The following is a 13,328-nucleotide window of genomic DNA, read 5'->3' on the forward strand; positions in this document are numbered from 1 at the left end:
ATAGGGCGGGGCGACCATGACGACCTTTCGGGTGGTTCTCGACACGTGCGTCATGCTTCCCCAGACCCTGAACAACCTGCTGCTGACGCTGGCCGATGCCGAGTTGTTCCGGCCGGTGTGGACGCCGGATCTGCTCGACGAGGTCGAGCGCACCCTGTCCGGGGAGAGGTTCGGTAAGTCGCCGCAGCAGGCGGCGCGGCGAGTGCAGCAGATGCGCAGAGCATTTCCCCTCGCAGAGGAGGAATCACGCGGATACCGTGAGCTGATCCCCGCGATGACCAACGATCCGAAGGACCGGCACGTCCTGGCTGCGGCGGTGCGATCCGGTACGGGTGTGATCGTGACCGCAACCGTGCAGGATTTCCCGCCGGCGGCCCTCGTCCCGTTCGACGTCGAGGCGATCCACCCCGACGAATTCCTCTGTGATCTGCTCGATCTGGACCCGGACGCGGTGCTCGAGTGCATGCATGCCCTGGTCGCCCGGAACATGCTCCCGCCGCGCACGGTGGGGGAACTGCTCGAGTCGCTCGAGCGGCTGACCCCACGGTTCGTCGACACCGTCCGCGCCTTGCTCGTCGCCCGAGGCGAGGCTCCCGACCTTGGTGCGGTGCCGGCGGCGTCCTCCCTTCCGGAATTGACCGACGAACAGGTCAGCGCCTTGCTGCCCGAGATGCGGGAGGCCTACCTCGAGCTACGTGCGATGGATCCGACGGAATTGGTGCGGTTCCTCGGGCATACGAAGCTGGTGGGTGCGGCGTGGGCGTTCTTGACGTCGGTGTGCGTCGACGGGGATCTGTTATCGGTGTGGCCGAACGTGGATCCCGACTTCCGGTCGGTACTCGCATGGCGGTGGGTGCGGGACAACCACTATCAGATGACCGTTGACGGTTGGGAGGGTGAGGCGGTCGCGGCGGCCCTCGCGGGTCCGGTGCCGGAGCATCCGCTGTGGGTGCATTTCGAGCGCGTGCATGTGCGGTCGTTCCGGGCGATGCTGCCGGACCCGGCGACGTGGGGGATCGGTACCGGAACAAGGATCGTCGGCCCCGGTGTGGAGGTGCTCTATGTGCACGAGATGTCGACGCTCGAGAGCGGTGTGTGGGAGCCGAACGTTCCTCGGCCGGTGTTTCCGATCCTGATGCATCTCGTCGACGATCGGTGGCTGGTGCGGAACCTGGGGTCCGAGGAGGACCCCGCCGCCAGGGCCTGATTCCTTCGCACACGAACCTCGCCCGTACCTCGAGCGCGTTTGATCTCAGCTTCCTCACTGGTGCATGACCACTCGCGTGGAAGGCAGTGCGGCTTTCGGACTAAAGGCTTACCGCATGGTCGACGCAGATTCGGCTGATATCGGAATTCGTCCAGATCGATTCATCCGGTCTGCGATACGTTCGATGAAAACTGCACGTTCGGCCTCTCGATGACAGGTTCTCAGGATATCGCCCGACGGCGTGATCCAGCTGACTCATCACTGAGGTAGACGTAATCCGAGTCATTCGAGGATGAGCGGAAGTTTCATCGCCAGCTCGCCGAGTTCGGCCTTCTCCGTGTCGGTCGGGCCCCGTCGTCCGGTGCCGACCAGCAGTGTGTCCCTGTCGGAGAACGACGCGGGGAATGCGGCCCCGGCGATCTTCTCCAGCAAGTCGCGGGACCGGGCGAGGCCCTCTGCGGGCGGTTCCGCCACGCCTGGGAGGTAAGCGATCAGGTCGAGGTGGTGCAGCGTCGATTCCGAGACGTACGCGGAGAGGTACTCGCCTGCGGTAAGGACCTCGTCGCGGGTGCTGACCCGCAGGTCCGGGTCGGCGAGTTCGGCCGCGCGGCCGGCAGCGGAGCCGACGTCGTCGAAGTGGAACTTCAGCAGCCGTGGCTCCTGGTACGCGGCGGCCAGCCGGACGATCAGCGCGTCGAGCGGGTCGTCTCCGGTCGGCGGCGTGTCGGCGAGGTCCCAGTAGGTCACGGCGTCGCGAGTCGGTTCCATGTCGGAGGGGGTGACGAGGGTGATCAGGACGTCCTGCGCGTCGATGATCAGGTGGCACACCAGATCCCGCACGAGCCAGCCGCTACAGCCGGACTGCTGTGCGAAGTCGTCGTCCGGCAGGTCGGCGACCGCGGTGCGCAGCGCCGACCACGAGCGTGAGAAAAGATCCACATCGGCACGGTAGTGCGGGCGTACCGTCGATGTCATGACCGAGGACAACCAGGTTGCGCCGTGGGACGACATCTACCGAGGTGACGCGGAGGTATTTACGGGGCCGGTGCCGTGGAACATCGGTGAGCCGCAGCCCGAGATCGCCGGGCTGATCGCGGAGGGCAAGTTCCGCAGCGACGTGCTGGACGCGGGCTGCGGACATGCCGAGACGTCCCTCCAGCTGGCGGAGCAGGGGTACACGGTGGTGGGTCTGGACCTGTCGCCGACGGCCATCGCGGTGGCTCAGGCCGCCGCCGCCGATCGTGGACTGACGACGGCGACGTATCAGGTGGCGGACATCAGTTCGTTCACGGGTTTCGACGGCCGGTTCTCCACGATCGTCGACAGCACCCTGTTCCATTCCCTTCCCGTCGACAGACGGCGCGACTACCTGCGCGCGGTCGCTCGGGCGGCCGCGCCCGGCGCGTCGTACTACATCTTGGTGTTCGCGAAGGGCGCCTTCCCCGAGGGCGAGGGACCGAACCCGGTGACCGACGACGAGCTGCGCGAGGCCGTCGCCGAGTTCTGGACCATCGACGACATTCGTCCGGCCTTCATCCACGCGCTGCTCGGCCCGGAGCAGGCCGCGAACTGGGAGCACGACGAGAAGGGCCGGTCCAAGTTGCCGGCGTGGCTGTTGTCGGCTCACCTCGACTGATTCGGCAGTCGGAAACCCTTACCCGGCAGAACTGTTCGTATCGGACGGGCGCAGGAGGAATTCTCCGGCGAGTTGGATGGCTTCACGTTTGGTGTACCCGGGGTGGTCCGCGACGATGAAGTGACGGCCGATCGCAAGTCCGAACATGAGGGTGCTGCGTGCCTCGATCTCGTCGGGGTCGGTGACGAAGGTGCCGAACATCTTTCGCAGGAAGTCCATCCGCTCGTTGTCGATGGCGTGCAGGCGCGTCGCGACGGACCGGTCGTGGTGGGCCCAGGCCCGGATCGCGAGATCGATCCGTTGAAAGTCCTCCGAGTAGGTCAGTTGCCCCACGCGCCGGATTCTGTCGGCGGGGGTGCCGCCTTCAGCATCGGCTTGGGCGATAACGGTTTTGGTGCAGCGGCGTTCCCATTCGTCGAGCATCTCGGTGAGCAATGCGGGACGGCCGTCGAAGTAGCCGTAGAACCCGCCCTTCGTCACGCCGAGTTCGGCGGCGAGTGTCTCGACGCGGACGGCGTCGGGGCCTCCTCTTGCGAGGGCGTCGAGGCCCGCCTCTATCCAGCGGGCTCGTGTCGTGCGGGCGACGGCGGGAATCGGGCCACCTCCATTGATCGCGTTCAATTTGTACGGTACCGTATAGATGAAATATACGGTGCCGTATAGATCGGGGTCGACAGTGCCACGAATAGCAGAGGCCACCTACATCGAGCAGCCCTGGCGCATCCACGAATTCACGAGAGACTTCGACGTCGAAGACGTGTGGTCGTTCCGCACTCCCGGAGCCGGGCCCGACGACTTCCCCACAATGCTCGCAGCGATGCGAGCCGCGGGCGGACCCGCGAAGCAGCCCCGACTGGTGAGGTTCCTGTTCGCCGTTCGATGGAAACTCGGGGCACTCTTCGGCTGGGACAATCGCTCAACTGGTGTCGGTGAGCGGGTTGCCTCGCTCCGCGACCGCCTGCCCAGCGATCTCCGCGCCGCTCCGCGCGGCCCGGACGACGCAGGCATGCCCCTCACCGCGGTGTACGAGCTCTACACGGAGTCCGCCCGCGAGCTGGCGAACAAGACCGTGCACACCGTGATGCATCTCGGCTGGGCGAGAGGAGCGAACGGCGACTACGAGCTGCAGATGACCGTTCTCGTCAAGCCCAACGGATGGTTCGGGCGGCTCTACATGACCGCCATCGCGCCTTTCCGGTACCTCATCGTCTACCCCGCCCTGACCCGGCAATGGGAGCGAGCGTGGCGCGACCGCCACCAAGCGGCGACGAGGTAGGGCGGCTTGCTCCCTCAGCGGCTCACCGCGGTTTCCCGCTCGACGCGCGACAGCTTCTCCGGGTTGCGCACGATGTAGAGCCCGGTGATCTTGCCGTCGTCCATCCGCACCGCCACGACGTCGTCGATCTCCCCGTCGAGCCGGACGATCAGCGCGGGGGAGCCGTTCATCTGCACCGGCTCGACCGACACCGTGCCGTCGATCCGGGGCAGGCCGGCCGCCAGCAGGCGACCGACCTTGTCGGCCCCCACGATGGGCCGCAGCACAGCCTGCTTGACTCCGCCACCGTCACCCAACAGGACGACATCCGGTGCGAGCAGGTCGAGCAGGCTCTGCAGATCGCCCGTTTCGAGCGCCCGTTGGAACGCCTCGAGTGCGTCTCGGGACTCGGCCGGGGATACGACGCCGCGTGGCCTGCGCGCCGCGACATGCGCCCGCGCCCGGTGCGCGATCTGACGGACGGCGTCCGGGCTCTTGCCGACGGCGTCCGCGATCTCGCCGTACTCCAGAGCGAACACCTCACGCAGTACGAACACGGCCCGCTCGGTCGGCGCGAGCGTCTCCAGCACCAGCAGCATCGCCATCGAGACGCTGTCGGCCAACTCGACGTCCTCGGCCACATCGGGCGCGGTCAGCAGCGGCTCGGGCAACCAGGGGCCGACGTAGGACTCCTTGCGACGGCTGAGTGTGCGCAGCCGAACGAGCGCCTGGCGGGTGGTGATCCGGACCAGGTACGCACGCTGATTGCGCACCGTGTCGAGATCGACGCCCGCCCACCGCAGCCAGGTCTCCTGGAGAATGTCTTCCGCGTCGGCGGCCGATCCGAGCATCTCGTAAGCGACGGTGAACAGCAGGTTGCGGTGGGCGACGAACGCCTCCGTAGCGGGGTCCGAACGATCGTCCTGGCTCCCGCCGCGATCTGCGGGCGTGGTCTGCGACGTGCCGGCCATGGGTGGCTCCTCTTCACTCTCGACTGTGTCACACACCAGACACCGGGCCCCGCCGTTTTGTGACACCCAGCCGTGTTGCCCGCTGCCAAATTACGTGACCGCGAGGCAGCGGCGTGAACGATTTGTCACAAGAATCGGGTCGCCGGCATCTCATGTTCGTTCCGAGCAGTACACGACACCACGAGTGAGGACGAAGTCATGGACGCCCGATTCAACCTGTTCGACAACGAGATCGCCCTGAAGTTCGGCAAGAGGTTCGCCAACGCGTCCCTGGTGATCGACCAATCGCCACTGCCGAAGGCCACTCAGGAACTGGTCAAGATCCGGGCCAGTCAGATCAACGGCTGCGGCTTCTGCACCGACATGCACACCAAGGACGCCACAGCTGCCGGCGAGACCCCGGTCCGGCTCAACCTCGTCGCGGCCTGGCGCGAGGCCACCGTGTTCACCGAGGCCGAGCGGGCCGCGCTGGCGCTCAGCGAGGAAGGCACCCGGCTCGCCGACGCCCACCACGGCGTGACCGACGAGACCTGGGCCCAGGTGCGCAAGCACTACGACGACGACCAGATCGCCGCGCTGGTCTCGCTGGTCGCCCTGATCAACGCCGCCAACCGGATCAACGTGATCGTGCGCAACCCGGCGGGTTCGTACGAGCCCGGCATGTTCGCCAGCATGACGAACTGACCGGCAGACGACAGCCACCTGACAACGAGCCCTTGACCCTGACACAGTGACAAGGACTCGAATGGTCGGCGAAGGCGGTGGTTGTCGTGAACACAACCAACCACGGTGGGCCGAATGCCCACCTCGTCGACGCTCTCGCCGCAGCCGACCCGTCGGGTCGGCTGCGTGCGGCGCTCTCGGCAGGCACACGCCCCGATCCGCATCTCACGGACACTCTCGTCGATCGGTGCGCCGTCGAGCCGGACTTCTTTGTCCGTGACATGCTGACCTGGGCATTGTGCCGCTTCCCGACCGAGCTCACGGTGCCGAGACTGGTCCGAGAGCTCGGGTCGGACACCGCGCAGGCCCGCAGTCAGTCGCTGCACACCCTGTCCAAGATCGGGGACCGGCTCGCCTGGCCCGCCGTGTCGGCACTGCTGCACGACGAGCACGACGAGGTCGCGCGCAGCGCGTGGCGGGCCGCCGTGGCACTCGTGCCGCCCGGCGACGAGGCTGCGCTCGCGGCCGATCTGACGACCGAACTCGGACGGGGCGACCAGCACGTGCAGCTCAGTCTGAGCCGTGCTCTGGTGGGACTCGGGGACGCTGCCCTCCCGGTCCTCGATGCAGCCGGGACGAGTCCCGATCCGCGTATTCGAGCGCATGCGGAGGCGACGAAGCGGCTCTGTCACGACCCCGACAGCGGGTTCACCCTCTCGGTCGAGACGGCGAAACGCGTCGCGGTCACCGGTCCGAACGCGTAGCAGGAGGCGATGGAATGTTGATCGGTGAGGTCTCCCGGCGTTGTGGTGTCAGCACGCGGATGTTGCGCCACTACGACAGGCTGGGACTGGTGAAGCCCACAGGCCGCACGTCCGGCGGCTACCGCGAGTACTCCGCCGACGACATCCGACGGCTCTTCCACGTCGAGAGCCTGAGGACCTTGGGGTTGTCGTTGAACGAGGCCAAGCGGGCATTGGACGAGCCCGATTTCGCACCGGCCGATCTGGTGGGAGACCTCATCCGGCACACGCGCCGGCGGATCGCTGCGGAGCAGGAACTGCTCGGCAAGCTCGAACGCGTCGACGCCGCCACACCTGCGGAGTGGGACGACGTCCTGCGCATCGTCAGTCTGGTGCGTGCGCTCGAATCGGAGTCCGCGGCCCGCCGTCAACAAGCGATCCTGTCTCACGACGGGACCGCGTCGCTGCCCGTCGACGCGCTGGTCGAGGCCATCCTGTCGGAGGACGACCCCAATGTGGCCGGAGCGCTGCAGTGGTCGCTGGCGCGGGCCGCCGACCCGGGACTCGCGGATCTGGCCGACGGTCTCGACGCGAAGGAGGTCGATGTCCGGCGTCGCGCCACTACCGCGATAGCGGCAATCCACACCGCGGAGGCGGCGGTTCATCTGACACGAGCCCTCGATGATTCGGACGCCACGGTCCGCGGGTACGCCGCCCTCGCTCTCGGCTCTCGCGGAAACGTCGACGCGATACCCGCCCTGATCGAGATGGTCGTCGAGGGGCGACGCGATGTCGAGGCCGCCGAAGTGCTGGGCCTGCTGACGACGGTCTCACCCTCGGCCGACGACATCGTCCAGGCCCTGCAGGACAGGCTCGACAATGCCGACGACGCGCCGACGCGGTTGCGGATCACGCAGGCCCTTGCCGAGATTCCCGGCACCGCGGCCCGGCGGGTACTCGACGGGCTGACCCACGACGGCGACCGGACGATCGCGTCCACCGCGGCCGCGATCGTGAACATGCAGGACCGCGGACGAAGCCGGCGCCGCCGATCGGGAATCGGGACGGCAGTGACGGTGGACGACACACGGTCATCCAAAGTTACTGGAGCATGACAGCATTCGTAGTCGACCCCTACTCGGTGGCGGTCCGTGGCCGTGATCGAATTTTCCCAGCGCATTGCGGCCTTTGACCGATTGACGGCCATCCGTTGCCGGTAGTCGGGTTCGGGGTTGGTTCGCACCGGACTGCCGATCCGGGGTATGCCGGGCGGCCGGCTCCGGGCGCTCGCGTCGACCAATGACGGCCGATGCGGGTGAAGGGAGTCGACGATGATGACCCGATTGCAAATCGCGGCAGCGGTGGTCGTGGGCTATTGGCTGGGCCGAGGGCACCGGAAGAAACTGGGACTGCTGCTCGCGGCGGCGGGTGCCGGCCGCCTCGCCGGCGGACCCCAGGAGATGGTGGACCGGGCCTCGAAACTGCTGCAAACCTCGCCCGAGTTCGCCGAGCTCAGTGAATCGGTGCGTGGCCAACTCCTCGACGCCGTGAAGGTGGCGGCCATGACCGCCGCCACCGCCCGAGTCGACGCACTCGACAATCGGCTGCTCTCCGGCAGCGATGCGGTCCTGGAGACCGCCGAAGACGTGGTCGAGGACACCGCGGACATGGCCGGAGACGTCACCGACGACACCGTGGACACGGTGGACGAAGCCGCCGACGACACCGTGGGCAGAATGCACAAGCTCGTTGACGACACGGTGGGCATGGTGGGCGCGCTGGGACGCAGGAAACGACCGAAGAGGGCACCGCCGCCGGACGACGAGACGGCAGAGGAGGCCGCGGAACGACCGGCGCGGCGACCGCCCCGCAAGCGGAGCACCCCGGCGAAAACCTCCGGTAGTCGAAGGCGAGGAGCACAGCGATGACCACAGCAGGTGGCGGCCCGAGTTCCAGCAGCCTCGCCGATGTCATCGACACCATCTTGGACAAGGGCCTCGTCACCGACGCCTACGTGCGGGTCTCGCTGGTCGGTATCGAACTGCTCACCATCGACGCCCGCGTCGTTGTCGCCAGTGTGGATACCTACCTGCGCTTCGCCGAGGCGGTGAACCGATTGGAGATCGGCAGCGAACCGAAGGGCCTGACCGACCTCGTGTCCGAGGTGAAGGGCAGCGGCAGCACGAAGTCCAAGACCAAGGGCGCGCTCGAGGCCGTGGGGGAGACGCCCGGGGAGCTGCTCGGCGGTTCGGAAGCCGAACGCGAACCCGAGCCGCGCCGAAGGCGAACGTGATCCGACGACGCCGACGTGGCCGCGCCGGCGCTCAGGCCGATTACATATTGCTGTTCCCGATAGGAGACGCCCACAGCCGGGTACGTTCGTGGCATGGGTGACGAGGCAATCGACCCCGAAGTGGCTTATGAAGCCCTGTCCGCCGGCGCGCGCCTCGCTCTGCTGCGAAACCCCGAAGGCATCATGCCGCCGCAGTTCATCGGGCAGGTGATGGCCGTATGCGGGGACGCGTCCGTCGCGGGGATCAGTGGTGGAGCTGATTCGGTACCGCAGATGGCGGTTCTCCAAGGGCCACTCTCCGAGTACCTCTCCCAGTGCAGGTATGTACTGGATGCGTGGTGGAACTCCCTGACGCCGCGACTCCGGGCGGTCATCAGGTGTCGCGAAGCCGTACCCGAATCGCTGACACTGCAATTACCCCAACACACGCCCTGGACCGCGGTGTCCACGCCGTGTTCTCACCTGTTGGTGCGGGACTATCTCGAATTGCACGCAACGGGACTCGAACTGATGTAACGCCGGCGGTCAGTCGGGGATCTTCTTTCCGGAAATCTCGCCTGGTTCGTATTCGTCGTGGCGGCGCAGCCAACTCATGAAGGGGTCGTCGCCGCGGCGGGGTTCTGGTTCCCAGTCCTCCTGACGGCCGCGGGCAGTGAGGTCGAGCCAGTGATAGGTGCCGAGGAGGATCTCGGTGGAGCGCGCATAACCGGAGTAGGTGTGGAAGATGCGCTCACCCTGGCGGAGAAAAGCACTGACGCCGTGCTCTTCGCCGCACCAGCCTTCCCATGCGGGGTCCAACCGCACGAGCTCGGCCTCGTCCTTGTAGTTGTATTCGACCGGGGCGACCGACGCGTCGAGGGTGACGTGGTAGTCGTAGTTGAAGTCGCTGCCGTGCGAGGAATACCACGGAAACATCCAGCCCATGCGCCGGCGGTACTGCTCGAGTTTGGGCAGCGGTGCACGCGACACAGCCGCGAACGAGGTGTCCCGGGCGTACAGGTGCCGGAGGTCGCCGACGTTGTCCATCGTGAACGAGCAGGAGGGGCATCCCTCGTCGGCGTCGGGTTCGAACATGAAGTGGTAGATCAGGAGTTGGCTGCGGCCGTCGAACAGGTCGGCCAATCCGGTCCTGCCGTCGGGGCCGTCGAAAACGTAGTTCTCGGTGATCTCGACCATCGGCAGCGCGCGCCTGGCGGCGTTGACCCGGTCGCGGTGGCGGGTCAGCTCCTTCTCCTGTGCGAGTAACTCGCGGCGCGCGATGAGCCATTCCTCGCGGGTGGTGACCTGTGGATCGGATGCTGTCATCGTTCGACTCCTCTCGAAGGGCACATGCAATCGTCGCAGGCGGCTCCCGGCGGTGGCTACCACCGAGACCGGGAACGACTGATTCGCGGTTCGTCTCCTCGTGCAGGATGCGAAGCTGAGTTCGTGAGTAGCGCTCTCCATCCTGCGGTGGAACCGTACGAAGCCGGGTTTCTCGAAGTTTCCGACGGCCATTCCCTGTATTGGGAGACCACCGGAAATCCCACGGGGACGCCGGTGCTGTATCTGCACGGAGGCCCGGGATCTGGATGCACTCCCGGCGCACGACGCTTCTTCGACCCGAATGCTTTTCGCGCGGTGCTGTTCGACCAACGCGGATGCGGGCGCAGCCGCCCGCTAGCCGCCGGCCCCGACACCGACCTATCGACCAACACGACAACACATTTGATGGAGGACATCGAACGCCTGCGTAAGCGTCTGGGGATCAGGCGTTGGGTCGTGGCCGGGGTGTCCTGGGGTGTGACCCTGGGTTTGGTCTACGCCCAGCGCCATCCCGAGCGTGTCCTCGCGATGGCGCTCGGAGCGATCACGTCCGGATCCCGAACCGAGATCGAATGGATCACCCGCGACATGGGTCGGATCTTCCCCAGGGAGTGGGAGGAGTTCATCGCTCCCGTACCAGCCGGCGAACGGGACGGGGCTCTGGCGGCCGCCTATGCGGGCCTCCTCGCCGACCCGGACGCGGCGGTGCGCGAGGAGGCGGCGACGAGGTGGTGTGCGTGGGAGGACACCCACGTGTCGTTGATGCCGGGATGGACACCGAGCCCCCGATACGAGGACGCAACGTTCCGGATGATTTTCGCCAGGTTGGTGACGCATTACTGGAGTCACGAGTGCTTCCTCGTCCCGAACCAGATACTGGACGGAATGAGCTGTCTGGCAGGTATCCCGGCAGTGCTGGTCCACGGCCGCTTCGATGTTTCTGGACCGTTGGACACGGCCTGGAAGCTCTCGCGGGCCTGGCCGGAAAGTCGACTCGTCGTGGTTGACGATGCCGGCCACGGTGGAGGCGGATTCAGCTCCGCACTGGTGGCCGCCTTGGACTCCTTCAGCGGGCCATGATCGCGGCACTTCGAGAGCTTCGGCCGACGTCAGGTACTCGTGAGGATGACGAGTCGCTGGGTCGCCCTGGTCATGGCGACGTAGCGGTCGACGGCTCCTTCGATCCCCGTGCCGAAGGTGTCCGGGTCGACGAGGACGACCAGGTCGAACTCGAGCCCCTTCGACAGCTCCGAGGTCAGCGAATGGACGCGGGGCGTTGCCCGGAACGTCGAATCGCCGATGACGCAGGCGATTCCGTCGGAGTTCGTTTCGAGCCAGGTGTCGAGGATCGAACCCAGATCGGAAACGGATCCGTGCATGACGGGGATGTCGTTGCTGCGGATGGAGGTCGGCACGTTGGCGTCCGGGAGCACGGCGCGGATGACCGGCTCGGCTTCGGCCATGACCTCTTTCGGTGTCCGGTAGTTGACGGTCAGAGAGGCCAGTTCGATCCGGTCGAGCCCGACCCTCTCGAGCCGTTCCTGCCACGACTCCGTGAATCCGTGCCGGGCCTGGGCGCGGTCGCCGACGATGGTGAAGCTCCGGGACGGGCAGCGCAGCAACAACATCTGCCACTCGGCGTCGGTCAATTCCTGCGCTTCGTCCACGACGACGTGTGCGAACGTGCGGTCGAGCAGGTCGGGGTCGGCGCTGGACAGCGCGGCTTCGTCGACCAGCATCTCCTGCAGGTCCTTCTGTCGCAGTTGTGTCATCAAACTTTCACCGTCGTCGTAGGCATCGGACGCGATCAGGTCGTCGATGACTTTGGACCTCTGCTCGCGTTCGGCGGCGACGGCGGCCTGGTGGCGACGTCGGCGTCGTGGTTCCTCCGGGTCGCCGAGCCGCTGCCGTGCGGCGTCGAGGAGCGGCAGGTCGGACACCGTCCAGCGCTGGGCGTCCGGGCGTTGCAGCTTCCGAACGTCGTCGGGGTTGAGCCAGGGCGCGCACTTGCGCAGGTACGCGGGCACCGACCACAGGTCGGCGACGAGGTCGGCCGCCTCGATCAGGGTCCACCCGTTGTCGAGGATCGTGCGTAATTCGTCGTTCTGCTGCAACGACTTCCGGAGCTGGACGGCCGGAACGTCACCGTCGTACTTGTCGATCAGGATCGTGAGCAGCAGCTCCCAGATCTGCTCGCGCGCCTCGTTGTGCGGAGTACCGGGTTCCGGCGCTTCGAACGCCTCGGCCCAGTCGTCGGCGCTCAGCCAGATGTCGGACCACTCGGTCGCGACCGTCATACCCTCGGTGGGTGGCTCCTCGTAGAACGCGACGGCCGCGTCGATGGCCTTCACCAGATCCGCGGACGACTTCAGGCGGGCCACATCCGGGTCGGTTTCGACTGTCGCGGTGGCACCCTCGGCGACGAGGTCCCGCAGTGTGCAGAGCTGCACGCCCTCCTCTCCGAGGCTGGGCAGGACATCGGCGACGTAGGCCAGGTAGGGCTCGTGCGGACCGACGAACAGCACGCCGTGACGGAGTCGGGCGTCGGAGTAGAGCAGATACGCGGCGCGGTGCAACGCGACGACGGTCTTGCCCGTACCCGGCCCGCCGTCGACGACGAGGGCGCCACGGGATCCCGCGCGGATGATGGCATCCTGGTCGGATTGGATGGTGCCGAGCACGTCCCGCATCCGGGCCGACCGGTTGCTGCCCAGGCTGGCGATGAACGCGGACTGGTCGTCGAGCGCGGCGTTCCCTGCGAACCCGTCCGGGGTGAACACCTCGTCCCAGTAGTCGCTGACCCGGCCGCGGGTCCAGCGGTACCGGCGGCGGCGTTCCAGACCCATCGGATTGCCGTGGGTCGCACCGAAGAACGGCTCGGCCACGGGGGAGCGCCAGTCGACGAGCAGCTGATTGCCCGCACGGTCCATGAGGCCGAGTCGTCCCACGTACACAGTCTCGGGGTTGTCTGCGCTGACGAAGTGCCCGAGGCACAGGTCCAACCCGTAGCGGCGCAGGGCACGCAGCTCGGCGTTCAGCCGGTGGACCATCATGTCCCGCTCCATCGCCTCCTGACCCAGCCGGCGAGGTGCCTTGCGCTCGGTGTCGATGCGGTGGTCGAGGTCGGCGATCGACTGCTCGAGGCTTTCCGCGATAGCCGCGAAGTGTTGCTCGTCGTCGGCGATCAGCGTCGGGTCGGCCTTGGGCGCGAGGTGGTCGGGAAGGTCGAATGCGCTGGTAGTCAAGTTGGTCATG

At 66.8% G+C, this 13,328-nt stretch carries 15 protein-coding genes; 10 read left to right on the top strand and 5 right to left on the bottom strand.

Annotated features, from left to right (window positions below; translation table 11 throughout):
* The first annotated feature begins 16 nt into the window (after positions 1-16).
* Positions 17-1,207 carry a PIN domain-containing protein gene (locus tag PSR88_RS17845; protein WP_016884812.1) on the top strand — a complete coding sequence of 397 codons (1,191 nt, stop codon included), beginning with the start codon at positions 17-19 and terminating at the stop codon, positions 1,205-1,207.
* Positions 1,208-1,489: 282 nt separating this feature from the next.
* Here PSR88_RS17845 and PSR88_RS17850 read toward each other — a convergent pair whose 3' ends face one another.
* Positions 1,490-2,146 carry a maleylpyruvate isomerase N-terminal domain-containing protein gene (locus PSR88_RS17850; RefSeq protein WP_016884811.1) on the bottom strand — a complete coding sequence of 219 codons (657 nt, stop codon included), beginning with the start codon at positions 2,144-2,146 and terminating at the stop codon, positions 1,490-1,492.
* A 34-nt stretch (positions 2,147-2,180) separates the two neighbouring features.
* On the opposite strand from PSR88_RS17850, the gene PSR88_RS17855 reads away from it, so the two are divergent.
* Positions 2,181-2,843, top strand: a complete 663-nt coding sequence (locus PSR88_RS17855) for a class I SAM-dependent methyltransferase (protein WP_011596132.1) — start codon at positions 2,181-2,183, stop codon at positions 2,841-2,843.
* A gap of 18 nt (positions 2,844-2,861) precedes the next feature.
* Here the strand turns inward: PSR88_RS17855 and PSR88_RS17860 are convergent, their stop codons facing one another.
* Positions 2,862-3,542, bottom strand: coding sequence for a TetR/AcrR family transcriptional regulator (locus PSR88_RS17860; protein WP_011596133.1), 681 nt, complete (start codon positions 3,540-3,542; stop codon positions 2,862-2,864).
* On the opposite strand from PSR88_RS17860, the gene PSR88_RS17865 reads away from it, so the two are divergent.
* Positions 3,520-4,119 (top strand): DUF2867 domain-containing protein, encoded by a 600-nt coding sequence (locus tag PSR88_RS17865; RefSeq protein WP_011596134.1) that lies wholly within the window; start codon positions 3,520-3,522, stop codon positions 4,117-4,119. The two genes, PSR88_RS17860 and PSR88_RS17865, sit on opposite strands and share 23 nt — an antisense overlap.
* A 14-nt stretch (positions 4,120-4,133) precedes the next feature.
* Here the strand turns inward: PSR88_RS17865 and PSR88_RS17870 are convergent, their stop codons facing one another.
* The gene (locus PSR88_RS17870) at positions 4,134-5,069 is read right to left on the bottom strand and encodes an RNA polymerase sigma-70 factor (protein WP_009476517.1); all 936 of its coding nucleotides are present in this window, start codon (positions 5,067-5,069) and stop codon (positions 4,134-4,136) included.
* A gap of 198 nt (positions 5,070-5,267) precedes the next feature.
* Between PSR88_RS17870 and PSR88_RS17875 the strand changes: the two genes are divergently transcribed.
* From PSR88_RS17875 to PSR88_RS17900, 6 genes are all read left to right on the top strand, one after another.
* Entirely contained in the window at positions 5,268-5,753 is a 486-nt protein-coding gene (locus PSR88_RS17875) for a carboxymuconolactone decarboxylase family protein (RefSeq protein WP_009476518.1), read from the top strand.
* 77 nt (positions 5,754-5,830) lie between these two features.
* On the top strand, positions 5,831-6,496 hold the full coding sequence (locus PSR88_RS17880) for a HEAT repeat domain-containing protein (protein ID WP_016884810.1): 666 nt from the start codon (positions 5,831-5,833) through the stop codon (positions 6,494-6,496).
* A gap of 14 nt (positions 6,497-6,510) precedes the next feature.
* Entirely contained in the window at positions 6,511-7,590 is a 1,080-nt protein-coding gene (locus PSR88_RS17885) for a MerR family transcriptional regulator (protein ID WP_016884809.1), read from the top strand.
* Positions 7,591-7,809: 219 nt separating this feature from the next.
* The gene (locus PSR88_RS17890; protein ID WP_037198073.1) at positions 7,810-8,403 is read left to right on the top strand and encodes a hypothetical protein; all 594 of its coding nucleotides are present in this window, start codon (positions 7,810-7,812) and stop codon (positions 8,401-8,403) included.
* Positions 8,400-8,768: a gas vesicle protein GvpJ gene (gene gvpJ / locus PSR88_RS17895; RefSeq protein ID WP_016884807.1), complete on the top strand. Its 369-nt coding sequence runs from the start codon at positions 8,400-8,402 to the stop codon at positions 8,766-8,768. The genes PSR88_RS17890 and gvpJ overlap by 4 nt, the downstream gene beginning before the upstream one ends.
* A gap of 93 nt (positions 8,769-8,861) precedes the next feature.
* Entirely contained in the window at positions 8,862-9,284 is a 423-nt protein-coding gene (locus PSR88_RS17900) for a hypothetical protein (RefSeq protein WP_016884804.1), read from the top strand.
* 9 nt (positions 9,285-9,293) lie between these two features.
* Here the strand turns inward: PSR88_RS17900 and PSR88_RS17905 are convergent, their stop codons facing one another.
* Positions 9,294-10,073: a DUF899 domain-containing protein gene (locus PSR88_RS17905; protein ID WP_011596141.1), complete on the bottom strand. Its 780-nt coding sequence runs from the start codon at positions 10,071-10,073 to the stop codon at positions 9,294-9,296.
* Between the two features lie 123 nt (positions 10,074-10,196).
* Here PSR88_RS17905 and pip point away from each other — a divergent pair, with 123 nt between their 5' ends.
* The gene (gene pip / locus PSR88_RS17910; RefSeq protein ID WP_016884802.1) at positions 10,197-11,153 is read left to right on the top strand and encodes a prolyl aminopeptidase; all 957 of its coding nucleotides are present in this window, start codon (positions 10,197-10,199) and stop codon (positions 11,151-11,153) included.
* 29 nt (positions 11,154-11,182) lie between these two features.
* On the opposite strand, the gene helR is transcribed toward pip, so the two are convergent.
* Positions 11,183-13,327, bottom strand: a complete 2,145-nt coding sequence (helR, locus tag PSR88_RS17915; RefSeq protein WP_016884800.1) for an RNA polymerase recycling motor ATPase HelR — start codon at positions 13,325-13,327, stop codon at positions 11,183-11,185.
* Between the last annotated feature and the right edge of the window lies 1 nt (position 13,328).

The sequence above is a fragment of the Rhodococcus sp. DK176 genome (genome assembly GCF_038447315.2).
GTDB lineage: Bacteria > Actinomycetota > Actinomycetes > Mycobacteriales > Mycobacteriaceae > Rhodococcus_F > Rhodococcus_F jostii_A.

Excerpts from the sequence above, each read along its gene's own strand:
- PSR88_RS17845 (WP_016884812.1), top strand. The coding sequence starts at position 17 with ATGACGACCTTTCGGGTGGTTCTCGACACGTGCGTCATGCTTCCCCAG.
- PSR88_RS17855 (WP_011596132.1), top strand. The coding sequence starts at position 2,181 with ATGACCGAGGACAACCAGGTTGCGCCGTGGGACGACATCTACCGAGGT.
- PSR88_RS17870 (WP_009476517.1), bottom strand. The coding sequence starts at position 5,069 with ATGGCCGGCACGTCGCAGACCACGCCCGCAGATCGCGGCGGGAGCCAG.
- PSR88_RS17875 (WP_009476518.1), top strand. The coding sequence starts at position 5,268 with ATGGACGCCCGATTCAACCTGTTCGACAACGAGATCGCCCTGAAGTTC.
- PSR88_RS17885 (WP_016884809.1), top strand. The coding sequence starts at position 6,511 with ATGTTGATCGGTGAGGTCTCCCGGCGTTGTGGTGTCAGCACGCGGATG.
- PSR88_RS17890 (WP_037198073.1), top strand. The coding sequence starts at position 7,810 with ATGACCCGATTGCAAATCGCGGCAGCGGTGGTCGTGGGCTATTGGCTG.
- gvpJ (WP_016884807.1), top strand. The coding sequence starts at position 8,400 with ATGACCACAGCAGGTGGCGGCCCGAGTTCCAGCAGCCTCGCCGATGTC.
- PSR88_RS17900 (WP_016884804.1), top strand. The coding sequence starts at position 8,862 with ATGGGTGACGAGGCAATCGACCCCGAAGTGGCTTATGAAGCCCTGTCC.
- PSR88_RS17905 (WP_011596141.1), bottom strand. The coding sequence starts at position 10,073 with ATGACAGCATCCGATCCACAGGTCACCACCCGCGAGGAATGGCTCATC.
- helR (WP_016884800.1), bottom strand. The coding sequence starts at position 13,327 with ATGACCAACTTGACTACCAGCGCATTCGACCTTCCCGACCACCTCGCG.